The organism is Pseudoduganella lurida (genome assembly GCF_007830455.1).
Lineage (GTDB): Bacteria > Pseudomonadota > Gammaproteobacteria > Burkholderiales > Burkholderiaceae_D > Rugamonas > Rugamonas lurida.
The window spans coordinates 132,826-159,558 of sequence record NZ_VLLB01000005.1 but is presented as its reverse complement, the minus strand read 5'-3'; the positions used below and the strand labels follow the sequence as shown (position 1 = coordinate 159,558).

The 26,733-nt window shown below is 67.2% G+C and carries 23 protein-coding genes; 9 read left to right on the top strand and 14 right to left on the bottom strand.

Features of this window, described 5'->3' with window-relative positions:
* Positions 1-9 precede the first annotated feature (9 nt).
* The 4 genes from IP91_RS15510 to rffA are packed head-to-tail and all read left to right on the top strand — an operon-like array spanning position 10 to position 4,860.
* On the top strand, positions 10-2,109 hold the full coding sequence (locus IP91_RS15510; RefSeq protein ID WP_145649987.1) for a hypothetical protein: 2,100 nt from the start codon (positions 10-12) through the stop codon (positions 2,107-2,109).
* On the top strand, positions 2,106-3,053 hold the full coding sequence (locus IP91_RS15505; protein WP_145649986.1) for a glycosyltransferase family 2 protein: 948 nt from the start codon (positions 2,106-2,108) through the stop codon (positions 3,051-3,053). The genes IP91_RS15510 and IP91_RS15505 overlap by 4 nt, the downstream gene beginning before the upstream one ends.
* On the top strand, positions 3,046-3,720 hold the full coding sequence (locus IP91_RS15500; RefSeq protein WP_199754610.1) for a GNAT family N-acetyltransferase: 675 nt from the start codon (positions 3,046-3,048) through the stop codon (positions 3,718-3,720). Before IP91_RS15505 ends, IP91_RS15500 begins: the two co-directional genes overlap by 8 nt.
* 12 nt (positions 3,721-3,732) lie before the next feature.
* Positions 3,733-4,860: a dTDP-4-amino-4,6-dideoxygalactose transaminase gene (rffA, locus tag IP91_RS15495; RefSeq protein WP_145649984.1), complete on the top strand. Its 1,128-nt coding sequence runs from the start codon at positions 3,733-3,735 to the stop codon at positions 4,858-4,860.
* Between the two features lie 100 nt (positions 4,861-4,960).
* On the opposite strand, the gene IP91_RS15490 is transcribed toward rffA, so the two are convergent.
* Positions 4,961-6,451: a DEAD/DEAH box helicase gene (locus IP91_RS15490; RefSeq protein ID WP_145649983.1), complete on the bottom strand. Its 1,491-nt coding sequence runs from the start codon at positions 6,449-6,451 to the stop codon at positions 4,961-4,963.
* Between the two features lie 198 nt (positions 6,452-6,649).
* Between IP91_RS15490 and IP91_RS15485 the strand changes: the two genes are divergently transcribed.
* The 4 genes from IP91_RS15485 (at position 6,650) to IP91_RS15470 (ending at position 11,178) form a co-directional block, all read left to right on the top strand.
* Entirely contained in the window at positions 6,650-6,973 is a 324-nt protein-coding gene (locus IP91_RS15485) for a hypothetical protein (protein WP_229474496.1), read from the top strand.
* Positions 6,974-7,307: 334 nt separating this feature from the next.
* Positions 7,308-7,835, top strand: a complete 528-nt coding sequence (locus tag IP91_RS15480; RefSeq protein ID WP_145649982.1) for a (2Fe-2S)-binding protein — start codon at positions 7,308-7,310, stop codon at positions 7,833-7,835.
* A complete protein-coding gene (locus tag IP91_RS15475) occupies positions 7,832-8,893 on the top strand; it encodes an FAD binding domain-containing protein (RefSeq protein ID WP_145649981.1) in 1,062 nt (353 codons plus the stop codon). The genes IP91_RS15480 and IP91_RS15475 overlap by 4 nt, the downstream gene beginning before the upstream one ends.
* Positions 8,890-11,178: a xanthine dehydrogenase family protein molybdopterin-binding subunit gene (locus IP91_RS15470; RefSeq protein WP_145649980.1), complete on the top strand. Its 2,289-nt coding sequence runs from the start codon at positions 8,890-8,892 to the stop codon at positions 11,176-11,178. The genes IP91_RS15475 and IP91_RS15470 overlap by 4 nt, the downstream gene beginning before the upstream one ends.
* A 590-nt stretch (positions 11,179-11,768) precedes the next feature.
* Here the strand turns inward: IP91_RS15470 and lpxO are convergent.
* The gene (gene lpxO / locus IP91_RS15465) at positions 11,769-12,668 is read right to left on the bottom strand and encodes a lipid A hydroxylase LpxO (RefSeq protein ID WP_145649979.1); all 900 of its coding nucleotides are present in this window, start codon (positions 12,666-12,668) and stop codon (positions 11,769-11,771) included.
* Positions 12,669-12,850: 182 nt separating this feature from the next.
* Between lpxO and IP91_RS15460 the strand changes: the two genes are divergently transcribed.
* A complete protein-coding gene (locus IP91_RS15460) occupies positions 12,851-13,780 on the top strand; it encodes a PLP-dependent cysteine synthase family protein (protein WP_229474494.1) in 930 nt (309 codons plus the stop codon).
* Here IP91_RS15460 and IP91_RS15455 read toward each other — a convergent pair.
* The 12 genes from IP91_RS15455 to paoA form a co-directional block, all read right to left on the bottom strand.
* Complete coding sequence (locus IP91_RS15455) at positions 13,716-14,564, bottom strand: cytochrome c oxidase assembly protein (protein WP_229474492.1); 849 nt, start codon at positions 14,562-14,564, stop codon at positions 13,716-13,718. The two genes, IP91_RS15460 and IP91_RS15455, sit on opposite strands and share 65 nt — an antisense overlap.
* Before the next feature lie 89 nt (positions 14,565-14,653).
* A complete protein-coding gene (locus IP91_RS15450; RefSeq protein ID WP_145649977.1) occupies positions 14,654-15,010 on the bottom strand; it encodes a hypothetical protein in 357 nt (118 codons plus the stop codon).
* On the bottom strand, positions 15,010-15,627 hold the full coding sequence (locus tag IP91_RS15445; protein WP_145649976.1) for a cytochrome c oxidase subunit 3: 618 nt from the start codon (positions 15,625-15,627) through the stop codon (positions 15,010-15,012). The genes IP91_RS15450 and IP91_RS15445 overlap by 1 nt, the downstream gene beginning before the upstream one ends.
* Positions 15,624-17,531, bottom strand: coding sequence for a cytochrome c oxidase subunit I (ctaD, locus tag IP91_RS15440; protein ID WP_145649975.1), 1,908 nt, complete (start codon positions 17,529-17,531; stop codon positions 15,624-15,626). Before ctaD ends, IP91_RS15445 begins: the two co-directional genes overlap by 4 nt.
* Positions 17,528-18,532 carry a cytochrome c oxidase subunit II gene (coxB, locus tag IP91_RS15435; protein ID WP_229474490.1) on the bottom strand — a complete coding sequence of 335 codons (1,005 nt, stop codon included), beginning with the start codon at positions 18,530-18,532 and terminating at the stop codon, positions 17,528-17,530. The genes ctaD and coxB overlap by 4 nt, the downstream gene beginning before the upstream one ends.
* Entirely contained in the window at positions 18,529-19,098 is a 570-nt protein-coding gene (locus tag IP91_RS15430) for a c-type cytochrome (RefSeq protein WP_145649974.1), read from the bottom strand. Before IP91_RS15430 ends, coxB begins: the two co-directional genes overlap by 4 nt.
* Entirely contained in the window at positions 19,082-20,818 is a 1,737-nt protein-coding gene (locus IP91_RS15425) for a PQQ-dependent dehydrogenase, methanol/ethanol family (RefSeq protein ID WP_145649973.1), read from the bottom strand. Before IP91_RS15425 ends, IP91_RS15430 begins: the two co-directional genes overlap by 17 nt.
* Before the next feature lie 68 nt (positions 20,819-20,886).
* Positions 20,887-22,053, bottom strand: coding sequence for a hypothetical protein (locus IP91_RS15420; RefSeq protein ID WP_145649972.1), 1,167 nt, complete (start codon positions 22,051-22,053; stop codon positions 20,887-20,889).
* A gap of 29 nt (positions 22,054-22,082) precedes the next feature.
* Positions 22,083-22,526 (bottom strand): DUF4019 domain-containing protein, encoded by a 444-nt coding sequence (locus tag IP91_RS15415; protein WP_145649971.1) that lies wholly within the window; start codon positions 22,524-22,526, stop codon positions 22,083-22,085.
* A gap of 151 nt (positions 22,527-22,677) precedes the next feature.
* On the bottom strand, positions 22,678-24,876 hold the full coding sequence (paoC, locus tag IP91_RS15410) for an aldehyde oxidoreductase molybdenum-binding subunit PaoC (protein ID WP_145649970.1): 2,199 nt from the start codon (positions 24,874-24,876) through the stop codon (positions 22,678-22,680).
* 4 nt (positions 24,877-24,880) lie between these two features.
* The gene (locus tag IP91_RS15405; RefSeq protein WP_145649969.1) at positions 24,881-25,834 is read right to left on the bottom strand and encodes an FAD binding domain-containing protein; all 954 of its coding nucleotides are present in this window, start codon (positions 25,832-25,834) and stop codon (positions 24,881-24,883) included.
* Positions 25,831-26,490, bottom strand: a complete 660-nt coding sequence (gene paoA, locus IP91_RS15400; RefSeq protein WP_145649968.1) for an aldehyde dehydrogenase iron-sulfur subunit PaoA — start codon at positions 26,488-26,490, stop codon at positions 25,831-25,833. Before paoA ends, IP91_RS15405 begins: the two co-directional genes overlap by 4 nt.
* Between the last annotated feature and the right edge of the window lie 243 nt (positions 26,491-26,733).

The window sequence follows — 26,733 nt, the reverse complement described above, 5'->3', positions numbered from 1 at the left end:
ACTAAAACAATGAGAGTTACCACTTCCACCGACTTGCGACAGCTGGCGCACCGCGTGCTGCCATGGCTGCTTGCCGTGAACCTGGCAATGCTGCTGTTTTTCCTGGCCTTCGATTACCAGGTGATCTTCCATTCGGACGCAGCGGTCCGTAATCAGCTGGCACAGGAAATCGCCGAAACGGGGCAGTATTTCCCGCGTGACTGGAATTATGCGAATGGCGACCTGTGGGTATTCTTCACGCACACCTTCGTGCTGCTGTTCCTGCCATTCCTGCCGAATGGCATCGGCCTGCATGTCCTGTCCGATATTCTCTGTGCGCTGCTGATCCTGGCCGGTGCCTGGACCTTTACCGGGCTGCTCGGCGTATCGCGCCTGGCTCGGCTGGCCGGTCTTGCGGTGCTCACGGGCGGTATCTCCGTGCTGATGGCGGAACACGTGTTCGGCCAGGCTGCCTACGGCTCCATGTTCTATTGCGGCGCCTTCCTGCTGTACTGCTACTGGCAGCAATTGCATGGCGCGGGCCGCGGCTACTGGCTCTGGGCGCTGGGCACGGCACTGCTGGCCATCGTGCTGTTCTGGGCCAACCCGCTGCGCGGCGCGATCTTCTACGCCGTGCCGCTGCTGTGCGCGGCCGCGGCACTGAAGCTGGCCGCGCCGGCACGGGGCGACACCCGCCGCCACTGGCGCACGGCACTGCTGTTCCTGGCCGCCTGCGCGGTCGGTGCGCTGCTCAATGCAGCCGTGCTGCGTTCGGTCCACAACCACCCCGCCCCGCCGCTGCTGTGGCTCGATTATGACGGCGTGCTGAACAACATCAAGCTGACCGTGCAGGGACTCCTGATCCTGTTCGACGGCATGCCGCGCTGGGATTCGGCGGTGGCCAGCCCGATGGGCGCCTATCGCGTGCTGCGCCTCCTTGGCGCGCTGGCGCTGGCATGGCTGCTGCCGCGCGCGGTGCTGCGCCTGCTGGGACCGGACCATCCGGGACGCCTGTTCTGTGCCACCTTTGCCGTAACTGCCGCCGGATTGAACCTGCTGGTGCTGCTCACCACCACGCTGATCGACGGCGCCAGTCCGGACGGTGCGGTGCGCTACCTGGTGCCGTCGCTGGTGTGCCTGCTGCTGCTGTTCACCGCTGCCGCCGTGGATGGCCTGCATCTGCGCCGCCCGGAGCGCGTGGCCGGCCTGCTGGTGGTGACGCTGCTGGCCACGAGCAGCCTGGTCAGCTATACCTTCCCCTACCGGCTGTTCTTCAAGGTGCCGCCGGCACTGAAGCTGCCCACGCAGAGCGCGCGCCTGACCACGTTCCTGCGCGACAACGGCCTGCGCTACGGCTACGCCACCTTCTGGAACGCGGGCAAGCTGACGGTGCTGGCCGACCACCAGGTCCGTATCCGCGCGGTGAACTTCGAGCAGGGCCTGCCGATGCCGATGCGCAAGCTGTCGTCGGACCGGTGGTACACCCGCGAGTACTACCAGGGGCCCGCCTTCCTCCTGCTGCAGGACAGCGAACAGCAGCAGGCCGACCTTGCCGCGCTGGCGCAACGCCTTGGCGCGCCGTCACGCGTGCTGCGTTTCGAGGACTGGCAGGTGATCGTCTACCCGCGCAACCTGGCGATGCTGCCGGAATGGGACCCGCTGGTGCGCCTGCCGCTCGCCTATCCGGTTTCGGCCACCACGCCGCACCAGATCGGCCGGCTGGCCGAAGGCGGCCTGCTTGCCGGCCCCGGCGAAGCGGGGACGCTGTATTTCGGCCCGTTCCGCGCGCTGGCGCCCGGCACCTACACCGCCACCTTCGATATCGACACGCGCGGCACTGCCACGGCCGGTTTCGGCTCGCTGGACGTCACGGCTGACGGTGGCAAGCACGTGCTGGCCCGCCAGAGCCTGACGGGCACGGGCAGGCAGCGCATCAGCCTGACGTTCAGCGCTGCAAAGGCGCTGCAGGCCGTGGAGTTCCGCGTCTTTGCCAGCGGCCAGGGCACGGTCGTGATGCGCGGCGTGGAACTGGTGCGCGCCCGCGCGCCGGTCCCTGCCCCTGCGCCTGCTGCGCAGCGATCCCAACCACCCGTGGCCCGCGCCAGCGCCGGCCCGCAGGAGCCTGCATGACCCCTCCCCTGATTTCCGTCGTCATCCCCGTCTATCGCGCGGAGAAGATGCTCGACGAGCTGTACACCCGCCTGCGCGACGCCATCGAGACCGTGTCGCCCCACTTCGAGATCGTTCTGGTGGAGGACTGCGGCCCGGACCGTTCCTGGGACGTGATCGAGCGCCTGGCCGCCGCCGACCCGCGCGTGGTCGGCCTGCAGTTCTCGCGCAACTTCGGCCAGCACTACGGCATCACGGCCGGCCTGGACATCTGCCGCGGTGACTGGGTGGTGGTGATGGACTGCGACCTGCAGGATGCGCCGGAAGAGATCCCGCGCCTGTATGCCAAGGCCCAGGAAGGCTACGACGTGGTGCTGGCCCTGCGCGGCGCACGCAGCGACCCGCTGCTCAAGCGCGCCACCTCGTGGCTGTTCTACCGCATCTTCAGCTACCTGGCCGACATCGATTTCGACGGCGACAGCGGCAACTTCCGCATCATGTCGCGCAAGGTCGTGAAGAACTTCACGAAGATGCGCGAGCAGCTGCGCTTCTTCGGCGGCCACGTGCAGTGGATGGGCTTTCCCACCACCGGCATCCGCGTGCAGCATGCCGAGCGCCTGGAAGGCACGTCCAGCTACACCTTCGCCAAGCTGTTCAAGCTGGCGGCCGACACGATCATCGCCTATTCCGACAAGCCGCTGCGCATGGCGGCGCGGCTGGGGCTGACGATGGCGGGCATCTCCTTCCTGCTCGGCAGCTTCATCCTGGGCCGCTCGCTGCTGCAGGGCTCGCCGGTGCCGGGCTGGAGCAGCCTGATCATCTCGCTGTACTTCATCGGCGGCCTGATCATCGGCATTCTCGGCATCATCGGCATCTACCTGGGCAAGGCGTTCGACGAGGCCAAGAAACGCCCGCTGTACATCGTGCGCCGCCTGACCTCCAATGCGGGAACGCTCGATGATTAGGCCCTCGCCCTACGACGCCGCGGCCTTCGGCATGCCGGCCTGGGAGCTGACGGAGTACTCGGCGCCGGCACTGGCCGCGGCCGACGGCCAGCCGGGCCTGCAGACGATCAAGGTCGATCCGCTGGCCGACAAGGCGCTGCTGCAGCGGCACGGCTTCCACTACTGCGACACGCTGCTCGCCACCCGCGCCACGCGCCAGCGGCTGCGCGACGTGCCGGCCCGCGCCGGCCTGTCGATCGGGCGCGTCGACACCCAGCACCCGGATGCGGCGGCGCTACTGGCGATCTGCCACGGCGCCTTCGCGCACGGGCGCTTCCACCGCGACTTCCGGCTGGACCGGGCCGGCGCCGACCGCCGCTACGACAACTGGCTGGCGCAGCTGCTCGCGGCGGACGGCGTGTGGGGCCTGTATGCCGACGGCGTGCCGGCCGGCTTCATCGCCCGCAACGGCGCTTCGCTGGTGCTGCATGCTGTGGCGCCGCAGTTCCGCGGCCAGGGCCTGGCACGGCACTGGTGGCACCTGGCCGCGGCCGCGCTGTTCGATGCCGGCCATGCCGAAGTCACCAGCTCCATCTCGGCCGCCAACGTGGCCGTCCTGAACCTGTATGCCTCGCTGGGCTTTGCCTTCGACGCTCCGCAGGACATCTATCACCGCATCGTCACCTGACCGGAACCTTCCATGCAACCGATCCCCTTCAACAAGCCCTTCATGACCGGCCGGGAACTGTGGCATATCGCCCAGGCGCACACCAATGGTCACCTGTCCGGCGACGGCATGTTCACCAAGAAGTGCCACGCGTGGCTGGAACAGACCACCGGCACGCGGCGCGCCCTGCTGACCCATTCCTGCACCGCCGCGCTGGAGATGGCCGCGCTGCTGGCCGACCTGAAGGAAGGCGACGAAGTGATCATGCCTTCGTATACCTTCGTCTCCACCGCCAACGCGTTCGCGCTGCGCGGCGCCGTGCCGGTGTTCGTGGACGTGCGGCCCGACACGATGAACATCGACGAGACGAAGATCGAGGCGGCCATCACGCCGCGCACGCGCATGATCGTGCCGGTGCACTATGCCGGCGTGGCCTGCGAGATGGACACGATCATGGACATCGCCGCGCGCCATGGCCTGGTGGTAGTGGAGGATGCGGCGCAGGGCATCATGTCTACCTACAAGGGCCGGCCGCTCGGCTCGATCGGGCACATGGCGGCCTACTCGTTCCACGAAACGAAGAACATCATCGCCGGCGAAGGCGGCGCACTGCTGGTGAACGACCCGCTGTATGCCGAGCGCGCCGAGATCATCCGCGAGAAAGGCACCAACCGCAGCCAGTTCTTCCGCGGCCAGGTGGACAAGTACACCTGGGTCGACATCGGTTCCTCGTACCTGCCCGGCGAAGTGATCGCCGCCTTCCTGTGGGCGCAGATGGAGGAAGCCGATGCGATCACGGCGCGCCGGCTGGCCCTGTGGCACCGCTACCACGAGCTGCTGGCGCCGCTGGAAGCGCAGGGCCGCCTGCGCCGGCCGCGCGTGCCGGAAGGCTGCGTGCACAATGCGCACATGTACTACATCCTGCTCGACTCGCTGGAGCACCGCTCGCGCGTGATCGCCAACCTGAAGCAGCAGGGCATCCTCAGCGTGTTCCATTACGTGCCGCTGCACAGCGCCCCGGCGGGCCTGCGCCACGGCCGCGCGCACGGCACGCTGGCCGTCACGGACGATATCGCGGACCGGCTGCTGCGCCTGCCGCTGTGGGTGGGATTGGAGCCGGACCTGCAGCGCGTGGTGACGGCGCTGACGGAAGCGCTGTAACAACGACTGCCCTTCCACGCAAAAAAGGCCGCCCGGCGAAAACCGGGCGGCCTTTTTTTTCAGCGTGATGCGTCGAAGCTGCCTGCTCCTCGCTGCTCTTTTACTCCTTGCGCAAACCGCCCAGCAAGGCCGCCACCTGGCCCTTCGGCTTCGACGGGCTGGACGAGGTGGTGGCCACCGGCGCGGGGCTGCTCGAACGCACCGGCTCGTAAGGCTTCAGGAACCACGGATCGACCTTGTCGCGGCGCGGGCCGCCGGGACGGGGGCCGCGTTCCGAGGGGCGGCCGGCCGGACCATTCGAGGCCGGCGCACTGGCGCCGCGGTCCGCACGTTCGGCACGTTCCGCATCGCGGCGCGGCGGACGGCGTTCGCCACGATCCTCGAAGCTGCGCGGTGCGGATGCGCCGGGCCGGAAGCCTTCCAGCTCGCCGCGCTTGATGGTCTGCTTGATCAGCTTCTCGATATCGGCCAGCAGGCGCTCGTCCTTCTCGGAATAGATCGAGATGGCGTCGCCCGAGGCGCCGGCACGGCCGGTGCGGCCGATGCGGTGCACGTAGTCTTCCGCGTTGTACGGCAGGTCGTAGTTGATCACGCACGGCAGGTCGGAGATGTCCAGGCCGCGGGCCGCCACGTCGGTGGCCACCAGCACGTCGATCTCGCCGCGCTTGAACGCTTCCAGTGCCGCCATGCGTTCCTGCTGCGTCTTGTCGCCGTGGATCGCGGAGGCCTTCATGCCTTCCTGTTCCAGGCCGCGCGACAGGCGCGAGGCGCCGATCTTCGTGTTCGAGAACACGATCACCTGCTTCAGTTCACGCGCGCGCAGGATGTGGGCGACGGCATCGCGCTTGTGCTCCTCGTTCACCTTGTAGACCACCTGCGTGACCTTGTCCGCCGTGGCATTGCTGCGCGCGACTTCGATGGTGACGGGATCGGTCAGGAAGGTCGACGCGAGGCGCTTGATCTCCGGCGAGAAGGTGGCCGAGAACATCAGGTTCTGGCGCACCTTCGGCAGCATGTTGATGATGCGCTGCAGGTCCGGCAGGAAGCCCATGTCCAGCATGCGGTCCGCTTCGTCCATCACCAGCATCTGCACCTGCGACAGCGAGATGTTCTTCTGTTCGACGTGATCGAGCAGGCGGCCCGGCGTGGCGATGACGATCTCCACGCCGCCGCGCATGATCGCGGCCTGCGGCTTGATGTCGACGCCGCCGTAGACGACGGTGGCGCGCAGCGGCGTGTGGCGCGAATAGGCCTGCACGTTCTCGGCCACCTGCACGGCCAGCTCGCGGGTCGGCGTGAGGATCAGCGCGCGCACCGGGTGGCGCGCCGGGCTCATGCTCGCATTGGCGTGCGCCAGCAGCAGCTGGATGATCGGCAGCGAGAAGCCGGCCGTCTTGCCGGTGCCCGTCTGGGCCGCGCCCATCACGTCGCGCCCCTGCAGGACCACGGGGATCGCCTGCGCCTGGATCGGCGTCGGGTGCTCGTAACCCTGGTCGGTCAGCGCACGCAGGATGTCGGGGGACAGGCCGAAGTCGGAGAAGCGCACCTGGGCGGGTGCCGCGGGCTGGACAGTTGATTCGATGTCGGACATAGATGATTGGTGAGAGCCGGGACCTCAGGCTCAGATGCTTTCCGGATTGAAAATGGCCGGAACGGCCAACCCCGGATGATACCCGTTTCAGCCGTGATACGCACAGAAACCACGAACTTGGGGGCAGATCATTGCAAAAAAGGAATGGAATGCGCGGCCGACCGGCCTTGCTGGCGGTGTCGCGTGTAAGCTGTGGGGATGAACCGTCGAACCTTCTGCCTTGCCGCCACGCTGGCGGCCATCGCCCCTGCCATCGCGCTGGCCGATCCGCGCGAATTTCCGCCGGGTGTACGCCGCGGCAAGATGACGCCCGGGTACTTCCCCGAGATCGTCATCGACGGCAAGGTGCGGCGGCTGTCGCCCGCGGCGCGCATCTTCAATGCGGACAATATGGTGGAGCTGCCCGCCGCGATCCGAGGCAGCAATATCCTCGTCAACTACACCGTGAATGGCGACGGGGACATCGACCGTGTGTGGATCCTCACGGCCGAGGAAGCGAAGCAGAAGCTCCCGGCGGCATAATGCTGGCGCTGGTGTCCGAACGGGCTGTAACCCCCGGCTGTTGCGCACAACAGACATTCAGAAAGGACAATCCACGTTTCCTCCTTGAAATTATTTACCCGCTTGATTAAGATCATCCCATCGGTCGCCGTGTATCCCCAACAGGCAACCAGCCGGATAACAGCAACAATACTCAGCACTACCCTCGAGCCCGCAGCGCAAGCCGCGGGCTTTTTTATGGGCGCTGTCTGCACGACCCTGCCATATTTCCCGCGCTATGTTGGCGAACGCACGGCAGTGCTTCCATGTGACACGTTACCGTGGCTCTTTTAACACTGATATTAAAAGGGCCATCATGCAAGCTCCCGCGCGCTGCCCGCTGACGATCACCGTCAACGGCCAACAGCACACCATGGAAGTGGAAGCCTGGGTCACCCTGCTCGATCTGCTGCGCGAGCGCATGGGACTGACCGGCACCAAGAAAGGCTGCGACCACGGCCAGTGCGGTGCCTGCACCGTGCTGGTGGATGGCCGCCGCATCAACTCCTGCATGACGCTGGCCGTGATGAACGACGGCCGCGAGGTGCAGACGATCGAGGGTCTCGCCAAGGGCGACCAGCTGCATCCGCTGCAACAGGCGTTCATCGAGCAGGATGCCTTCCAGTGCGGCTACTGCACGCCGGGCCAGATCTGCTCGGCCGTGGGCCTGATCAGCGAAGGCCGCGCCCGATGTTCGGCCGATGTGCGCGAGCTGATGAGCGGGAACGTGTGCCGCTGCGGCGCGTACCCGCAGATCCTGCGCGCCGTCTCGCAAGTGGCCGGCATCGCGCCGGACAGCGAGAACGCCGAACACGCCATCACCATCGGCACGGTGCCAGCATGAACCCGTTCGCCTACGACCGTCCGACCGAAGTCGGCGCCGCGCTGCAGGCCATCGCGGGAAATGACAGCGCTACCGGCGTCGCGAATCAACAAGAAATCCGCTTCATCGCCGGCGGCACGAATATCCTCGACCTGATGAAGGAAGGCGTGCAGCGCGTGCCGCACCTGGTCGACATCAACCGCCTGCCGCTCGACAGGATCGAAGCGACGCCCGAGGGCGGCCTGCTGCTGGGCGCCCTCGCCCGCAATGCCGACACGGCGTACCACCCGATCGTCGAAGAGCGCTACCCGCTGCTGGCGGCCGCGATCCTGGCCGGCGCGTCGCCGCAGCTGCGCAATATGGCCAGCAACGGCGGCAACCTGCTGCAGCGTACGCGCTGCTGGTACTTCTATGACGTGGCCACGCCGTGCAACAAGCGCGAGCCGGGCAGCGGCTGCTCCGCCAATGGCGGCATCACGCGCCAGCACGCCATCCTGGGCACCAGCGAGGACTGCATCGCCACGCACCCTTCCGACATGTGCGTGGCCCTCGCCGCGCTGGAAGCCGTGGTGCACGTGGAATCGTCGCGCGGCAAGCGCAGCATCCCGTTCGCGGAATTCCACCGCCTGCCGGGCGACCGTCCGGACATCGACACCACGCTGGCCGCCGATGAACTCATCACCGGCATCGAACTGCCCGATGCTTCACAGTTCATCCAGCACTCCGCCTACCTGAAGATCCGCGAGCGCCTGTCGTATGCGTTCGCACTGGTCTCGGTGGCCGCTGCGCTGGACATCGGTGCCGACGGCCGCATCGCCGCTGCCCGCATCGCGCTGGGCGGCGTCGCGCACAAGCCATGGCGCAAGCCGGAAGCGGAGGCGCTGCTGGTCGGCGCCCTGCCCGGCGAGGCCGTGTTCGGCCAGGTGGCCGACGCGCTGCTGGCCGGCGCGCTGGGCCGCGGCGCCAACGACTTCAAGATTCCCCTGGCCCGCAACACGATCGTGCGCGCACTGACCGTGGCGGCCGAGGGCACCCGAACCAATCAAACCATCCTTGAAAACGATGGAGGAACCCAATGACCGATCTGATCCCAGCACTGCGCGCCCCGTCCGCGGACGCCGGCACGGGCCAGGTGCGCACCGGCACGCCCGTCTCGCGCGTGGACGGCCGCGCCAAGGTCACCGGCCAGGCGCAGTACGCCGCCGAATACCCGGCCACAGACCTGGCCTATGGCGTGGTCGTCAGCTCGCCGGCCGCCAAGGGCCGCATCGTCTCGCTCGACACCAGCGCCGCCATGGCCGTGCCGGGCGTGATCGACGTGCTGACCCACGCCAACCGCCCGAAGATCCGCTCCTTCGACATCGCCTGGAAGGACATGACGGCGCCGGCCGGCTCGCCATTCAAGCCGCTGCACACGGACCGCATCATGTACAGCGGCGAGCCCCTGGCACTGGTGGTGGCGGAGACCTTCGAAGCGGCGCGCTATGCGGCCTCGCTCGTGACCTTCGAGATCGCCGAGGAGCCGCATGAAACGGCGCTGATGTCGCACCTGGACCGGGCCTACAAGCCGAAGCCGCTGAAGGCCGGCTACGAGCCGCCGCCGGACGAAAAGGGCGACACCGATGCCGCGTACGACGCCGCGCCGGTGAAGATCGATGCGCAGTTCTACAGCGGCGTGGAACACCACAATCCGATGGAGCTGTTCGCCTCGACGGTCATCCGCGATGAAGACGGCCACCTCACCATCTACGACAAGACGCAGAGCTCGCAGAACAGCCGCTGGTACGTGTCGCATGCGTTCGGCCTGTCGAAAGACAAGGTCACCGTGCGCAATCCGTACGTGGGCGGTGCGTTCGGTTCCGGCCTGCGTCCCCAGTACCAGCTGACGCTGGCCGTGATGGGCGCCCTGCACCTGAAGCGCTCGGTGCGCGTGGTGCTCACGCGCCAGCAGATGTTCACCTTCGGCCACCGGCCCGAGACGGTGCAGCGCGTCAAGCTGGCCGCCGAACAGGACGGCACGCTGCGCGCCATCTGGCACCAGGCGATCGCCGAAACGTCGCCGATCGAGGACTACGTGGAAGTCGTCGTCAACTGGTCCGGCCTGCTCTACAAGTGCGACAACATCAAGCTCGATTACAAGCTCGTGAAACTCGACCAGTACACGCCAATCGACATGCGCGCGCCGGGCGCGGCGCACGGCGTGCACGCCCTGGAAGTGGCGATGGACGAACTGGCGTACGAGCTGAAGATGGACCCGCTGGCGCTGCGCCTGAAGAACTACGCGGAGCGCGCCCCCGTCGAGGACAAGCCGTTCTCCAGCAAGGCGCTGCGCGAATGCTACGAGCTGGGTGCGAAGAAGTTCGGCTGGGACCAGCGTCCGCTGGAACCCCGTTCGCGCAAGGAAGGCACGGAGTGGATCGGCTGGGGCATGGCCACCGGCGTGTGGGATGCGATGCAGATGTTCGCCCGCGCCAGCGCCGTGCTGCATGCGGACGGCAAGCTGGTGGTCTCCAGCGCCGCCACCGACATCGGCACCGGCACGTACACGGTGATGGGCATGATCGCCGCCGAGGCGATGGGCATGCCGCTGGAGGACGTGACGTTCCAGCTGGGCGACTCCACCCTGCCGGTGGCGCCGATCGAAGGTGGTTCGTCGCACGTGGCCACCGTCGGTTCGGCCGTGGCGGGCGTGTGCGAGAAGCTGCAGAAGACGCTGTTCAAGCACGCGAAGAAGGTCGCCGGCTCGCCGTTCGAGGACGCCAAGTTCAAGGACGTGGAATTCGTGGCCGGCATGCTGCGGCTGAAGCGCTCGCCGGCCACCGGCATGGCGCTGACGGCGATCCTGAACGATGCCGGCATGGTGCGGCTGGAGGAAAAGTACCTGATGCTGCCGAACATGCTCAAGCAGCGCAAGTATCGCCGCCTCACGCACTCCGCCGTGTTCGTGGAAGTGCGCGTGGACGAGGAGACGGGCACGGTACGCGTGACGCGCGTGACGAGCGCTATCGCCGCCGGCCGCATCATGAACACCAAGACGGCCACCAGCCAGATCGTGGGCGGCGTGGTATGGGGCATCAGCCAGGCGCTGCATGAGGAAAGCTACACGGACCACAGGCTGGGCCGCTTCATGAACCACAACTTCTCCGAGTACCACGTGCCGGTCAATGCCGACATCCACGCGCTGGACGTGATCTTCGCGGAAGAGGATGACCGGATCGTCAGCCGGCTGGGCGCGAAAGGCGTCGGCGAGATCGGGCTGGTGGGCGTGTCGGCCGCCGTCAGCAACGCCATCTGGCATGCCACCGGCAGGCGCCTGCGCAGCACGCCGATGACGCCTGACAAGGTGCTGCTGGGCGAGGATTGAGTTGATGCGGTGGGCTGCGGGCTGACTGCCCGCCGCCGCCGAGCTGCGGGTCTGCCCGCGCTGGCGCGCTACGGGGTCTGCCCGCGGCTGGAGAGCTACGGGGGCTGACCGCGGCTGGCGAGCTACGGGGTCTGACCCATAGCGCCGCTGACGGTCATCCCGGTCGATCAAATGATCGCGGGTCTGACCCCAGCCTTTGACCAGCGTTTCGACGACGCCGGCAAACGGCTGGGGTCAGACCCGCGATCCCGTTAACAACGTGGCAAAGGTCCCGGGCGCTGTGGGTCAGACCCCGGTGCGCCGCCGTCAACGTGCCATCGGCGGCTGCGTGGTGTCTGACATCATTGAGCTCGGGTCCGCCCGCGGCTGGCGAGCTACAGGGTCTGACCCATAGCGCCGCGGTCATCCCGGTCGATCAAATGATCGCGGGTCTGACCCCAGCCTTTGACCAGCGTTTCGATGACGCCGGCAAACGGCTGGAGTCAGACCCGCGATCCCGTTAACAACGAGGGCAAAGGTCCCGGGCGCTATGGTCAGACCCCGGTGCGCCGCCGCCAACGCGACATCCGGCACCGCTCTCCCCCATCCAATCAAATGTAGTAGATCAGCGCCGCAACGGCCACGATCAGCGCCACCTTGGTGATCTTGTACACGGTCTTGTTCCACGCCTTGAACCGGCGGCGGTAAATGCCCGCGTAGTACGACACCCGGAACAGCTTCGACACCAGTCCCACCTGGTCGCCCGTCTCGTTCGGCGAGGCGGCGGCCGTCATCATCGTGCGGCCCAGGAAGCGGTTCACGGCCTGCGCCCAGCGGTAGCGCATCGGGCGTTCCACGTCGCAGAACAGGATGATGCGGTCGCCCTCGCTGCCGTTGATGGCCCAGTGCAGGTAGGTCTCGTCGAAAATGAAACCCTCGCCATCGCGCCAGCTCTGCTTCACGCCATCGACATCGATGAAGCAGCGGTCGTCGTTCGGCGTGGCCAGGCCCAGGTGGTAGCGCAGCGAGCCGGCGAACGGATCGCGGTGGATATTGAGCTTGCCGCCCGGCGGCAGCTCGGCGAACATGGCGGCCTTCACGGACGGAATCGCCTGCAGCAGCGCATAGGTGCGCGGGCACAGCTCGGCCGCGGACGGGTGGCTGGCGTTATACCACTTCAGGTAGAAGCGCTTCCAGCCGGCCTTGAAGAAGGAATTGAAGCCGGCATCGTCGTTCTTCTCCGACGCCTTGATCTTCTGCAGCCGAATCAGGTTTTCGGCCTCTTCACGGATCACCTGCCAGTTCTGCTGCAGCGGCACCAGGTCCTTGAACTCGGCGACGGGCAGGTAGGGCGTGGATGGTACCCGCGAGAAGAAGTGCATGAAGATGTTAATCGGCGCCATGAACGACGAGTGGTCGAACAGCTGGCGGCCGATCGGCAGCCGCACCTTGCCGCGGAAGTGGATGTGCAGCACGGACAAGATATAAAAACCGATGACGGCCCATTTCATTGCGCTTACCTCAGGAATGCCGAAACCGGCCATTCTAACGCAGCTTGTGCGCGCCGGCTGCGCCAGGGCCAGTCCTTGCCTGAACGTCAACGGCCTTCCTGCATCCGCATGCAAGCGGGCGCTACCCCGGATACAAAGCTGATAGCCTTTTCGTCAGCGAGAACAATAAACGAGGAGTAGCGATGACTGCTTTTCAATATTCGTCCCAGATCCGTGGTTCCGTGCTGGACGCAATCGGGAACACGCCCGTCGTGCAGCTCGGCCGCCTCTTCGGCGGGCATGACGTGGTGGCCAAGCTGGAGTTCATGAACCCGGGCGGCAGCATCAAGGACCGCATGGTGCGCTACATGCTGCGCCATCGCCCCGAGGGCGTCACCCACGTGGTCGAGAGCTCGTCCGGCAACACGGGCGCTGCGCTGGCGATGGCCGCCGCCGTGCAGGGCCTGCGCTGCGACGTGACGGTGCCCGACCGCACCAGTCCGGAAAAGATCAAGCGCATCGAGGCGTACGGCGCCACGGTGCATGTCTGCGATGCCAGCCTGCCGGAAGCGCACGCGGACAGCTACCAGAGCCTCGCCACCCGCATCGCCGCCGAACAGGGCGCGCTGCACCTGGACCAGTACCGCTCCGGCCTGAACCGCAATGCCCACTATACCGATACCGCGCCGGAGATGTGGTTCCAGCTGGACGGCCGCATCGACTACTTCGTGTGCGGCATCGGCTCGGGCGGCACGATCTCCGGCGTCGGGCGCTTCCTGAAGGACCGCAACCCCAACATCATCGTGATCGGCGTCGAGCCGCCCCACTCCGCCTATCGGGAAGCCGTCACGGGCGAAGCGGACGAAGGGGAATTCCGCACCGCGCTGGAAGGCGTGGGCAAGCGCAAGGTGGCCGCCTCCTTCGATGCCAGCGTGGTCGACGATGTGATCCGCGTGAACGACGACGATGCGCTCTCGTACCTGCACCGCCTGGCGCGCGAGGAAGGCATCCTGGCCGGCGGCTCGTCCGGCTGCGTCACGGCCGGCATCGCGCAGCTGCTGCCGCGCATCACGGGACGGGTCGTGACGATCTTTCCGGATTCAGGGGCGAACTACCTGTCGCGGCATTTCTAGTCGCCACGGAAGGCGTCAGCCAGCGCAGGCACAGCACCAGCCCGGCAATCACGTAAGCGAGGCCGCCGGGCACCCACATGATCAGGCCACCGAGCTGCTGATCTTCCACCGGCGTGAGGCCGAACGCCAGCGGCCCGTCGCCGTAGGCCGGATACCACACGGTGGCGGACATGGCGAACAGCGCCCCCAGTGCGCCCGTGTGCATCATGGTCGTGAACAGGTAGACGAGCGCGGGCCCCAGCTTCGGCCCGCGCGCCCCCAGCACGGCCCACCAGAACAGCAGTGCCGGGAACAGGAAGCTGGCGTGCTGCCAGGCGTGCACCGTCTCGCTGCGCAGCGCGGCCTGGAACAGCGGCGGCGCGTGCCACACCCACAGCGCGGCGAAGTGGACAAGCCAGGCGGGCAATGGCAGCGTGATGAAGTCCCACACCGCCGCCCACGGCCGCCAGTGCACGGCGCGGCCGACACCCTTGCGCCACGCCGCCGGCAACGCCCATAGCCAAGGCCCGAACGGCTGGCCCATCACCAGCAGCGGCGCGGCCACGATCATCAGCAGCTCGTGCTGCACCATGTGCGCCGAGAACATCATCGAGCCGGCCGGATCGAGCGGCGACACCAGCGCGGCCACCATCGCCAGCCAGCCGGCCGCGAACCAGCCGGCCCGGACCAGGATGGCCTTCCTGCCCAGCGCCTGGCGGGGCCAGAGCTTCAGCAGCCCGGCGATGTAGAAGCCCAGCGACAGCAGCAGGCAGGCCAGCACCCACGGCTCCGCGCCCCAGCTCAAAGGGGCCGGCTGCCCGGTCGTGATGACGTGGGCCTGGACCGGCGCCGCCAGCAGAAAATAGGGACAGACCCCATTTTTCAGGCAACTTTTCAGGCGAAGCATGGCGACAGCACCCACACCGGCAGCCACTGCGCCAGTACCATGAACGCGGACAGCGCGCCGACCACCCAGGCGATGAGCGCCATGAAGCGGTCGCGCACGGCGGGATCGTCGGAGCCCGTGTGTCCGCCACGCCGCCGCCAGCGGAGGAACGGCGGCAGCGACAGGAGCACGCACAGCACCACCGCAATCGCCGAGAGGACATGCAGCAGCGTGGTAGTCTGCAACGCGCAGGAGGGCGTCACGAGCGCGTACACCACCGACAGGTTGCCCAGCGCGAGCGACGGCGCCACCAGCATCGCCGGCCAGTTCGGGAATCCGCTCAGCCACAGTGGAACGCGCGCCATCAGATCCTCGCGCCGAAATAGACCGTGGCATAGATCGGCAGCCAGCTCGCCACCACGAAGTACCAGTACACCGCGTTCTCGCTGACATCGACGAAGCGCTTGCCGTCGATCGGACCCGTGAACATCAGCACCGTCAGCACGGCGGAATCCCAGGTGTCGGTGAGCAGGTGCAGCGTGTGCAGGCCCATGAGCATCCACACGGCGGAACCGTAGGCGTCGCTGTCCCAGCGCGTGTTCAGCGTGGTGAATTCGAACCCGCGCAGCACCAGGAACGCGATCGAGAACAGCAGGCACAGCACGAGGTTGATGCGCACCAGCCGCAGGTCCATCCGGCAGGCGGCGCGCCGCGCGATCTCGTTCGGGATCATCGACAGCAGCAGCACCAGCGTGTTCAGCGTTCCCCACAACAGGTCCGGCGCATCGCCGCTGTGCGTCATCGGCCACACGTCCGCATGGCTGCGCAGGTAGAAGTACATCATGATCGCCAGCCCGAACACGGTGGACTCGATGGCGATCAGGCCCATCGAACCCCACCACATCGGGCTGCGGTGGCCGAACACGAAGGTGGGCAGGTGGCCGACCTGCAGCGCGCCCGGGTCCTTGCGCTCGTCGCTCATGGTGCCACCTCGCGTTCGCGCCGCGTGTCGCTTTCGCTCTTCACGGGCCAGAACCACAGCGTGGCGCCGATCGCCACCGGAATCATCGCCCACACCACGGCCCACGGCGTGAAGATGGAGCCGACGAACAGCACCGTCGTCGCGATCGCCGTCAGGAACGGCCACGGCGTGTGCGACGGCGACAGCATGCGCGATTCGGGATGCGCCTCCGTCACGCTCGTCAGCAGCACTTCGCGCAGTGCCGGATCGATGCCGGCCACGTGATCAGGGAGCGCCGCAGCTTGCCAGAGCGGGTAGCGTCCATGCACCACCGGCAGCTTCTCGAAGTTGGCAGCTGGCGGTGGCGACGACGTGCCCCACTCCAGCGTGCCCGCGCCCCAGGGATCCGCTCCCGCAATGGCGCCATGCCGGCGGGTGCGCCACGCGTTGACGATGAACAGCAGCACGCTCGCGGCGATCATCACCGCGCCCACCGTCGCGCCGAAGTTCATGCCGCTCCAGCCCATGCCGGCCGGGTAGGTGTAGACGCGCCGCGGCATCCCTTCGAGGCCCAGCACGTGCATCGGGAAGAACGCGACGTTGAAGCCGACGAAGAACAGCCAGAAGTGCCATTTGCCGAGCGTTTCGTCCAGCAGCCTGCCGGTGAATTTCGGATACCAGTAATAGAACGCGCCGAACAGCGGGAACACGGCGCCGCCCATCAGCACGTAGTGCAGGTGCGCCACGACGAAGTAGGTGTCGTGCAGCTGCGTGTCGAGCGACACGGAGGCCAGCATCAGGCCCGTCAAACCGCCGCACAGCAGGATCACGAAGAAGGCCAGCACGAACAGCAGGGGCGTGCGCAGGTTCAGGCGGCCCGTCCACAAGGTGGCGATCCAGCAGAAGATCTGCACGGCCGTCGGGATGGCGATGACGAGGCTGGCCGCCGTGAAGAACGTCTTGCCCAGCTCCGGCAGGTTGGTGGCGAACATGTGGTGCACCCACAGCCCGAAGGCCAGGAAGCCGGTGGCGATCAGCGACAGGATCATGGCCGGATAGCCCACCACGGGACGCCGCGCGAACGTGGCGATGATGGACGAGATGAAGCCCAGCGGCGGAATGAAGATCAGGTACACCTCGGGGTGGCCGAAGAACCAGAACAGGTGCTGCCACAGCAGCACGTCGCCGCCCTCGGCCGGGTTGTAGAACTGCGTGCCGACGAGACGATCCGTGATCAGGGCGGTACTGGCCAGCATCACGGCCGGCATGGCGAACAGCACCATGAACGACTGCACCAGCATCGTCCACACGAACAGCGGCATGCGGTTCAGCGTCATGCCCGGCGCGCGCATCTTGAAGATCGTGACGATGATGACGATGGCGCCCATCAGCGCGGAGGTTTCCGTGAACGTGATCATCTGCGCCCAGAAGTCCACGCGCTTGCCGGGCGAGTAATCCGGGCCGGACAGCGGCACGTAGGCGAACCAGCCCGTGTCCGGCCCGATGCCGACGAAGAAGGCGGCATAGATCATCACGCCGCCGAACAGGAAGATCCAGTAGCTGAAGGCGTTCATGCGCGGGAACGCCACCGTGCGGTTGCCCAGCATGAGCGGCAGCAGCCACAGGGCCACGGCCTGCATCACCGGCACGGCGAACAGGAACATCATGGTGGTGCCGTGCATCGAGAACAGCTGGTTGTACATGTCCGGGCTGATCAACCTGCTGTCCGGCTTCGCGAGCTGCAGCCGCATCAGCAGCGCCAGGATGCCGCCCAGGACGAAGAAGACGAACGTGGTGACGATGAAGCGCCCGGCGATGGCCTTGTGGTCGACGGCGCACAGCCAGCCCCACCAGCCGGGTGGATCGCGCCAGGACTGCTCCAGCAGCTCGGCTTCGCGTTGTTGTGCATTGGTGGACGGCGTCATTTCAGGCTTTCCAGGTAATCGAGCAGTGCCGTCATGTCATCGGCCGGGAACGGGTGCGCGGGCATGTTCGCGCCCGGCTTGAAGCGCTGCGGATCGACGATCCACGCCTGCAGGTTGGCGCGGTCGTTCTTCAGCGCGCCGGCGGCCAGCGTGGGGCGGCTGGCGAAGTGCGTCAGGTCCGGTCCCAGCGTGCCGCGCGCCGTAGTGCCGGCCACCGTGTGGCACATCACGCAGGTGGTGCCCAGGAACACATCCCGGCCGCGGCGGCGCCGGTCGGTATCCGGTTCGACGGACGGCTTGCGCTGCGCGGCGGCCCATTGTTCGTAGTCGGCCGGCGCCTGCGCCGTGACCGGCAGCGCCATCAGCGCGTGTTCCAGGCCGCAGAACTCGGCGCACTGGGCGCGGTACACGCCCGGCCTGTCCGCCTGCAGTGCGATCGTGGTGCTGCGGCCGGGGATCATGTCGCGCTTGCCCGCCAGGTTCGGCACCCACAGCGTGTGGATCACGTCGCGGCTCTTCAGCGATACCAGCACGGGGCGGCCGACCGGCAGCCGCAGCTCGTTGGCCGTCGTGAACCGCTGCGTGGGATCGTCGCTCAGGTAGCGCGCTTCCCACCACCACATATGGCCCACCAGCTCGATGTTGACGGCCTCCTTCAGCGGCAGCCGGGCCAGCGCACGGGCCGTCCACACATCGGCCACCAGCAGCATCACGAGGCCGACGGCCGAGATCACGGTCCCCCACAGCACGATGCCGTGCACGCGCCGTTCGGGACGGGCCAGCGAGCCCAGGTCCGGCGCCGTGCCGGCATGGCCGCGCGGCGCGCGCCACAGCGCATACAGGAAGGCCAGCACGATCACGGCGAACACCACCGTGCACAGCGCCAGCGTGAAGTTCCACAGGCCGAAGATCGCCTGCGCCTGCGGGCCTTCCGGCTGCAGCGCATTCTGCAGCACCTGCTGGGTGGCGGCGGTCTGGGTGGATACTGCGGTTCCCGTCATTTGCTCGGCTCCAGTGTGGCGGGTGTTTCCTGTTTCGGGACCTGCTTCTCGCGCCGCCCTTCCGGTGGCGACGCCTGCAGCGTGTCGCCGCGCGACGGTGCCACGTCCGCCCTGACCTGGCCGCTCATCGAGCGCACGTAGGCCGCCAGCTGCCACAGCTGCTCGGCCGGCACGTGGGCGCCATAGGCCGGCATGCCGCGCGGGCGGCCATGGGCGATGCTGGCGAAGACGCTGGCGGCATCGGCGCCGTAGCGCCATTCCCGGTCCATCAGCGCGGGACCGATGCCGCCGCCACCCTGGCCATGGCAGGCATTGCAGTTGTAGGCGCGGTACAGGCGCTTGCCCTGGTTGACGGCATACGCGTTGTCTTCGTAGTGGTTCGCCATCGGCGGCAGCGCGGCCTGCGGCGCCGGCGTCCTGCGGCCGCCCGGCGCCGCATCGCGCATCCCTTCCGGCGCGCCGCCCGGCAGCATCGATGCCGCGGCCGGCGGCGACAGCGGCCGCGTCTCGCGCTCGCAGCCCACCAGTAAAGCGAGGGCGATCATCAGGCTACAGCGCAAAGACATACAGCATTCCTCCCTTGCGCGTAAAGCTGGGCAAATCCTTCATCGCGTTCACGTAGCCACGCGCCGCCGTGCCATCGCGGGCATCCAGCTCGTTCGACACGATGGCGCCGGCCCAGCCGCCCACGCCGGCCAGCACGGCCACGTACTGCCGGCCGTCCGGGCCCCGGTAGGTGACCGGCTGGCCGACGACGCCGGAGGCGACCTTGTACTGCCACAGGGGCTTGCCGTCCGCCGCGTTCACGGCCTTGAACCAGCCATCCATTGTGCCGTAGAAGACCACGCCGCCGGCCGTGGCCAGCGCGCCGCTCACGACGGGGAAGCGTTCCGCAACCGACCAGCGGGGCTTGCGCGCCAGAGGGTCCCATGCAGTGAGCGCACCGCGCGAACGGTTCGGCGCCGCGTACATCTCGCTGTCGACGCCCAGGTATGGGGTGCCGGCAATGTAGGCCACGTCATACGGCGACACATCCTCGCAGACATGCTGGTGCGGGATGTACAGCAGCCCCGTGCGCGGCGACCAGGCCGACGGCTGCCGCCCCTTGGCACCGGCCGCGCCGGGGCAGACGTGGCGTGTGGGTTCGCCCACCCGCAGGTCCTTGCCGGGATTGCGTACCGGCTTGCCGGTGACCAGATCGACGCGCTGGATCGTGTTGGCATCGACGAACGGATCGGCGGACAGCACCTGCCCGCTCAGGCGGTCCAGCACGTACAGGTAGCCGTTGCTGTCCGGGTGCAGCAGCACCTTGCGCGGCCTGCCGCCGACCCGCAGGTCGACCAGCACGTTTTCGTTCGTGCCGTCATGGCCATGCAGGTCGTGCGGGCTCCATTGGTAGAACCAGCGCGCCGCGCCGGTATCGGGCTGGCGGGCAAAGATCCCGGCCGTCCACTGGTTGTCGCCGGCGCGCTGCTCCGGGTTGCGCGGCGCGGGACTGGCGGTGCCGTAGTAGACCAGGTCCGCCGCCGCGTCGTACGAGAGTGTGCCGGACACCGTGCCGCCGCCGGTCTTCCAGCCATCGGTCGGCCACGAGGTGACGCCCAGGTTGCGGCCGCGCTGTGTTTCATAATAGGGTTTGAAATCGGCGCCGATCAGCACATCGGCATCCGGCCCCGTGCTGTAGGCGCGCCAGGCTTCCCTGCCGGTGGCGGCATCGAGCGCCGCGAGCCAGCCGCGCACGCCGAATTCGGCACCGCTGTTCCCCACCAGGAGCTTGCCGCGCACGACGAGCGGCGCCATCGTCACCGTCTCGCCCTTCGCCACGTCGGCGAGCCTGGCGCGCCACTGTTCCTTGCCGCTCGCCGCATCGATGGCGATGGCCTGGCCGTCGAGCGTGACCATGAACACACGGCCATTGTCATAGGCGACGCCCGCGGTGCCGGCATCGCAGCACGCGGCGCCTTCTGCACCCACGTCCGGCTGCGGCTCGAACGTCCACTTGCGGCGACCGTTCTGGCGCAGGTCCAGCGCATACAGGTAGTTCGGGAAGGGGGTCACGACATACATGGTGTCGCCAACGACCAGCGGCGCCGCTTCCTGGCCGCGCTGCACGCCCACGTCGAACGTGAACGCGGGTTTCAGCTGGCGGACATTGGCGGCGGTGACCTGCGCCAGGTCGCTGAAGTGCGTGCCGGCGGGATCGCTGGCAGCCGCGGTGACGGGCAATGCAGAAGCAAAGGCAACGACGATGGCGAGGGAGATGACGATGCGGCCCGGGCGTGACATGTTTTCATTGTTTCAACGTCGAGGCGACTCTTTTACCGGAATTCCTGCCGCCATGACGCACGCGTGATTCACGTCCATGACAGCGTGGCGGTGCCTTGCTTTTCAGTGATCGCATCGATGCCGGCGAGCTGCAGGATCGCGTTCGGCACGGATACCAAGTAGCGGTCGATACCGGGGGCGTAGAGCACCGCCAGCACGTCCAGTCCCGGCAGGTCGCTGGCCATGATCTTCACGACGGCGTTGGTGTGCTGGTGCCACAGCCAGCACACCGTTTTCTTGCCCGGCATCTGCGTGCCGTAGTTCAGGATCCACCAGCCGGCACCGCCGGCGACGATATCGATCTTGCCCTCGAAGCTTTGCAGCAGGGCAGTCTGGCGCGGCTCGGTCTTGTAGATCGTGGTGGGAACCTTCAGCGTGCTGCCGAAGCCTTCCAGCGCCGCGGCCGCGTGCGCGCCGGTCAGCACGTCGAAGCGGTGCAGCTGCAGCGTGTGCTCATGGCCGACGATATTGTGCTCGTGCGGCACGCTCGTCTTCGAACAGAACAGGATCCCGTCGCCACCCAGCCAGGCCAGCGCTTCGTAGGGTTGCACGGGAATGGCCGGATAGCGATGGGGGCCGGTCAGGGCTTCCGCCCTGCCCTCGTCCCACAGCCAGTACACGGCTTCGTCGAGCGACGCCATGTGCTGGTTGCTCGCGCTGACCAGTATGCGGCCGGGACCGAGACCGGTCAGCACCACGTCCTGGCCGGGCACGAGGACCGTGGTGACGCCGGCGCCATCGATCCGCGCCACGCAGCGGCGCACCGGCCAGTCGGCGCTGTCGTCCACCCGGTGCAGGCCATACAGCACGCCCGCGTCCACGATGCAGTCGAGGTGATGGAAATCGCCGCGCACCGGCGGGCCGAGGTTTTCGAAGTGCGCGCCGGTCGAGACCTCATACTGGAACACGTCGCCGGTGCCAGGCGCCCCTTCCTGCAGCAGCCGGCGCCAGTAGCGCCGTTCGCCCTCGGCACCGACCAGCAGCAGGTTGGCGCCGTCCACGTCCGGCCGGAGTTCCGACAAATCCACTTCCGCGGGCGGCCACTGGTTGCAGTCGATCAGGAACAGCGTGCGCGTGTCGTCCTCGAATTCCAGTTCGGACGTGATGCCGCCGAAGTAGCCGTAGGGATGGATGTAGGTGGTGCCGGGGAAGTCGTGCCGCGCGCCCGTCCACGCCAGTTGGTTCGGTTTGCGCACGATGTCCCCCGTTTTTCCCCGTTTTGTCGTCAGCGGATGAAGTAGCCGGACACGCGCCACTGTCCGTCCGGTTCCAGCATCGGCGTGACCGTCTCGACGGCATTCGCGCGATCGGCGAAGCGGCTCGCGTACTTGATCACCACGAAGCTCCCCTTCGGGACGCCGGGCATCGTGGTGGAATACGTGGCGGAGGTCACTTCGCGGCCCTGGAATGCGCCGAACGGCAGGCGCACATTGCGCGCATCCTTTTCCCACTGCGCCGTGCTGATGGCGTTGCGCAGCGGCGCCGCGGCCTGCTGCCACGATTGCGCGTACTGGTTCGCGTCGACCAGCGCCAGCCAGGTTTGCGCCGCTTCCCTGGCCGCGGCGATCGCCTCGGTTTCGGTGGGCGCGGCCTGCGCGGCGGCATGCGACGAGACGGAGAACAGGGCGGAGAGCATGGCGGAGAACAGCAGGGCAGCGGAGGTCTTCATGCGGTGCGGTGCCTTTCGTATCGATAGTGTTGGAGGCGGCGCGCCATGGGCCGGGCCGCATGCATAACTCTACGACAGTTTCGGTGCCGGATGAGAAAACCAAAAAAAAAGCGGCGCAATCAATGCGCCGCTTTCATCCACCGCAGGATGCTCAAGCCACCTGCGGCATCTTCTCGATCAGTTTATCGAGCGTGACCGGATACTCGCGCACCCGCACGCCGGTGGCGTTGTAGATCGCGTTGGCGATCGCCGCGGCGACGCCGCAGATCCCCAGCTCGCCCACGCCCTTCGCCTTCATCGGCGACGACATCGGGTCGGTCTCGTCGAGGAACACCACGTCCTGGTGCGGGATGTCGGCATGCACCGGTACCTCGTAGCTGGCCAGGTCGTGGTTGACGAAGAAGCCCACGCGCTCGTCGACCACCAGCTCTTCCATCAGCGCCGCGCCGGCACCCATCGTCATCGCGCCGATCACCTGGCTGCGCGCCGCCTTCGGGTTCAGGATACGGCCGGCCGCGCAGACGGCCAGCATGCGGCGCAGGCGCACTTCGCCAGTGTATGCATCGACCGCCACTTCCACGAAGTGGGCGCCGAACGTCGACTGCTGGAATTTCTTGTCGAGGTCGCCGTACTCCATCTTGTCCTCGACCACCAGCTCGCCGCCGTTGGCTGCTTCATGCAGCGCGACCGACTTGCCGCCCGCCTTCACGGTGCCATCGGCGAACTCCGCATCGGCCGCCAGGCCCAGTTTCTTCGTGACGGCTTCGCGCAGCTTCATGCAGGCCGCATACACGCCAGCGGTGGAGCTGTTGCCGCCCCACTGCCCGCCCGAACCGGCGGACACGGGATAGTCCGAGTCGCCCAGCTTGACGACCACCTTGTCCAGCGTCACGCCCATCATCTCGGCAGCCGTCTGCGCGATGATGGTGTAGGTGCCGGTACCGATGTCCGTCATGTCCGTTTCGACCGTGACCATGCCTTTGCTGTCGAGGCGCACGCGGGCGCCCGACTTCATGACGATGTTGTTGCGGAAGGCGGAAGCCACGCCGTAGCCGACCAGCCAGCGGCCTTCGCGCACCTTGGCAGGTTCCGCATTGCGCTTGCTCCAGCCGAAGCGCTCGGCACCGGTGCGCAGGCATTCCACGTAGCGGCGCTGCGAGAACTTGCGCGTGCGCTTTTCCGGATCGACGGTGGTGTCGTTGATGATACGGAGCGTGACCGGATCCATCTTCAGCTTCTCGGCCAGTTCGTCCATCGCGATTTCCAGCGCCATCATGCCCGGTGCCTCGCCGGGCGCGCGCATGGCGTTCCCTTCCGGCAGATCGAGCTCCGCCAGGCGCATGTGCGTCAGGCGGTTCGGGCCCGCGTACAGCAGGCGCGTCTGGTTGACGGCCGTTTCCGGCTGGCCGCCCGGCAGGTCGCCGGACCAGCTTTCATGCGCGATCGCCGTGATGCGGCCTTCGCGCGTGGCGCCGATGCGGATGCGCTGGATCGTGGCGGGACGGTGCGTGGTGTTGTTGATCATCAGCGGGCGTTGCAGGGCCACCTTGACGGCGCGGCCGGTCTGCTTGGCACCCAGCGCGGCCAGCACGGCTTCGGCACGCAGGAACAGCTTGCCGCCGAAGCCGCCGCCGATGTACGGCGACACGAAGCGGACCTTCTCCTTCTTGATGCCGAGCGTCTGCGCCATGTCGGAGACGCCCCAGTCGATCATCTGGTTGGCGGTCCACACGGTGAGCTTGTCGCCGTTCCACTGCGCGATCGAGGCATGCGGTTCCATCATCGCGTGCGATTCGTCCGGCGTGGTGTAGGTGGCGTCCAGCTTCACGGGTGCGCTGGCGAAGGCGCCATCGAAATCGCCCACTTTCGTGGCCGGCTTCTCGTCCTTCTTCGGCGTCTTGGCGGCCGCCATTTCCTTGGCCAGGTCATAGCTGCCGCTGATCGGCGAGTATTCCACCTTCACCAGCGCGGCAGCCGCGCGGGCCTGCTCGAACGTTTCGGCGACGACCAGCGCCACGGCCTGGTGATAGTGCTGCACTTCCGGGCCGGCCAGCAGCCTGGCGGTGTTCTTGCTGCCCTTTTCCAGCTTGCCGGCGTTCTCGTACGTGACGACGCCCAGCACGCCGGGCGCACCGCGCGCGGCCGAGATGTCGATCGACTTGATGATGGCCTTGGCGACGCTGGCGCCCACGATGTAGCCGTACGCGGCATTCGGTGCGACATCGTGGCGCTCGTACGCATAGCGCGCCGTGCCGGTGGTTTTATTGGGACCGTCGACGCGGTCCGTCGGTTTGCCGACGACCTTCAGCTGGTCGATCGGGTTGGTGGTGGCGGGCGTGGTGAACTTCATCGCATCATCCTTTCTTGGCTTCGGCGAGGACGCCGGCCAGCGTGCGCTGGACGAGGGGAACCTTGAACGCGTTGTCGTGCTGCGGCTTCGCGTCGGCCAGCAGTGCGTCGGCCGTGGCCTTCGCGCCATGCGGCAGGTGCTGTTCCGCCGACGGCATGCGCCACGGCTTGTGGGCAACGCCGCCCAGTGCCACGCGGCCGGTACCATCGGCCTGCACGACGGCAGCGACGGAGACCAGCGCGAACGCATACGACGAACGGTCGCGCACCTTGCGGTAGATATGCGTGCCGCCGATCGGTTTCGGCAGCGTGACGGCGGTGATCAGCTCACCCGGCAGCAGCGCGTTCTCGATGTGCGGCGTGTTCCCCGGCAGCTTGTGGAAGTCCGCGATCGGGATGACGCGCGTGGTGCCGTTCGGCTGCACCGTCTCGACGGCGGCATCCAGCACGGCCATTGCCACGGCCATGTCGCTCGGGTGCGTGGCGATGCAGGCATCGCTGACACCGACGATGGCGTTATGACGGGTGAAGCCGCCGATCGCCGTGCAGCCGCTGCCAGGTTTGCGCTTGTTGCAGGGCTGGTTCGTGTCGTAGAAATACGGGCAGCGGGTGCGCTGCAGCAGGTTGCCGGCAGTGGTTGCCTTGTTGCGCAGCTGCTGCGATGCGCCGGCCAGCAGCGCGCGGGACAGCACGCCGTAGTCGCGGCGCACGCGCTGGTCCGACGCCAGGTCCGTGTTGCGCACCAGCGCGCCGATGCGCAGGCCGCCTTCGCGGGTGGCCTCGATCGTGTCGAGCTTCAGGCCGTTCACGTCCACCAGGTGCGGCGGCGTTTCGATCTCCAGCTTCATCAGGTCCAGCAGGTTCGTGCCGCCGGCGATGAAGCGCGCGCCAGGAACGCGGGCGACGGCGGCTGCCGCTTCGGCCGGCGTCTTCGGCTTCTCGTAGGTAAAGACCTTCATGCGGGCCTCCCGGACACTTCGACGATCGCATCGACGATGTTCGAGTAGGCGCCGCAGCGACAGATATTGCCGCTCATGCGCTCGCGGATTTCCGCTTCCGTCAGCAGCGGTGCCTTGGTGATGTCGCCCGTCACGTGGCTCGGGATGCCCTGCTTGATCTCATTGATGACGGAGACGGCCGAACAGATCTGGCCGGGCGTACAGTAGCCGCACTGGTAGCCATCGTGCTTGACGAAGGCGGTCTGCATCGGGTGCATCTTGTCCGGCGTGCCGAGACCTTCGATGGTCGTGACTTCCGAGGCGTTGTGCATCACGGCCAGCGACAGGCAGGAGTTGATGCGGCGGCCGTCGACGATGACGGTGCAGGCGCCGCACTGGCCATGGTCGCAGCCCTTCTTGGTGCCGGTCAGGTGCATCTGCTCGCGCAGCAGGTCCAGCAGCGTGGTGCGCGTATCGACGGCCACCGTGTGCTCCTGGCCGTTGACCTTCAGCGTGACGTTGGCCGTGACGGGTGGTTTCGGGGCTTCCGCCGTACTGTTGTTGTTGGCGTTGGCTGGTCCGGGCTGTGCGCCGGCCATGCCAGGCACGGCGGCCGCGGTGGCCGTCAGCGCGCCGGCGATCATGACGTCGCGCCGGGTTTGATTGATGTCTTGCATGGTGATCCTTAGGCTGGTGGATGGGATGGTCCCAAAGGCCCAAATGCGCGATGCCGGCTCTTGGCCGGCAGGGGAACCTGGAGTCATGATAAGTGCATAACCTTATAAAGATAAACACTGTTGGGGCGCATGGGTTCATGCGCAGGATTCATCAATCGGCACGATAAAAAAGAAAGGCAGTGCATCTTTCCTGCTGCCGGGGCATGTGCCCTTCCCGTCGTGTGCCGTCCCGCTTGCCAGCCA

Bases quoted from the DNA above. Each gene is read 5' to 3' on its own strand.
- IP91_RS15430 (WP_145649974.1), bottom strand. From the start codon at position 19,098: ATGTCTTTGCGCTGTAGCCTGATGATCGCCCTCGCTTTACTGGTGGGC.
- IP91_RS15425 (WP_145649973.1), bottom strand. From the start codon at position 20,818: ATGTCACGCCCGGGCCGCATCGTCATCTCCCTCGCCATCGTCGTTGCC.
- paoC (WP_145649970.1), bottom strand. From the start codon at position 24,876: ATGAAGTTCACCACGCCCGCCACCACCAACCCGATCGACCAGCTGAAG.
- IP91_RS15460 (WP_229474494.1), top strand. From the start codon at position 12,851: ATGACTGCTTTTCAATATTCGTCCCAGATCCGTGGTTCCGTGCTGGAC.
- ctaD (WP_145649975.1), bottom strand. From the start codon at position 17,531: ATGACGCCGTCCACCAATGCACAACAACGCGAAGCCGAGCTGCTGGAG.
- IP91_RS15490 (WP_145649983.1), bottom strand. From the start codon at position 6,451: ATGTCCGACATCGAATCAACTGTCCAGCCCGCGGCACCCGCCCAGGTG.
- lpxO (WP_145649979.1), bottom strand. From the start codon at position 12,668: ATGAAATGGGCCGTCATCGGTTTTTATATCTTGTCCGTGCTGCACATC.
- IP91_RS15505 (WP_145649986.1), top strand. From the start codon at position 2,106: ATGACCCCTCCCCTGATTTCCGTCGTCATCCCCGTCTATCGCGCGGAG.
- IP91_RS15500 (WP_199754610.1), top strand. From the start codon at position 3,046: ATGATTAGGCCCTCGCCCTACGACGCCGCGGCCTTCGGCATGCCGGCC.
- IP91_RS15510 (WP_145649987.1), top strand. From the start codon at position 10: ATGAGAGTTACCACTTCCACCGACTTGCGACAGCTGGCGCACCGCGTG.
- paoA (WP_145649968.1), bottom strand. From the start codon at position 26,490: ATGCAAGACATCAATCAAACCCGGCGCGACGTCATGATCGCCGGCGCG.
- IP91_RS15475 (WP_145649981.1), top strand. From the start codon at position 7,832: ATGAACCCGTTCGCCTACGACCGTCCGACCGAAGTCGGCGCCGCGCTG.
- IP91_RS15445 (WP_145649976.1), bottom strand. From the start codon at position 15,627: ATGAGCGACGAGCGCAAGGACCCGGGCGCGCTGCAGGTCGGCCACCTG.
- IP91_RS15415 (WP_145649971.1), bottom strand. From the start codon at position 22,526: ATGAAGACCTCCGCTGCCCTGCTGTTCTCCGCCATGCTCTCCGCCCTG.
- IP91_RS15470 (WP_145649980.1), top strand. From the start codon at position 8,890: ATGACCGATCTGATCCCAGCACTGCGCGCCCCGTCCGCGGACGCCGGC.
- rffA (WP_145649984.1), top strand. From the start codon at position 3,733: ATGCAACCGATCCCCTTCAACAAGCCCTTCATGACCGGCCGGGAACTG.
- IP91_RS15450 (WP_145649977.1), bottom strand. From the start codon at position 15,010: ATGGCGCGCGTTCCACTGTGGCTGAGCGGATTCCCGAACTGGCCGGCG.
- IP91_RS15480 (WP_145649982.1), top strand. From the start codon at position 7,308: ATGCAAGCTCCCGCGCGCTGCCCGCTGACGATCACCGTCAACGGCCAA.
- IP91_RS15405 (WP_145649969.1), bottom strand. From the start codon at position 25,834: ATGAAGGTCTTTACCTACGAGAAGCCGAAGACGCCGGCCGAAGCGGCA.
- coxB (WP_229474490.1), bottom strand. From the start codon at position 18,532: ATGACGGGAACCGCAGTATCCACCCAGACCGCCGCCACCCAGCAGGTG.
- IP91_RS15485 (WP_229474496.1), top strand. From the start codon at position 6,650: ATGAACCGTCGAACCTTCTGCCTTGCCGCCACGCTGGCGGCCATCGCC.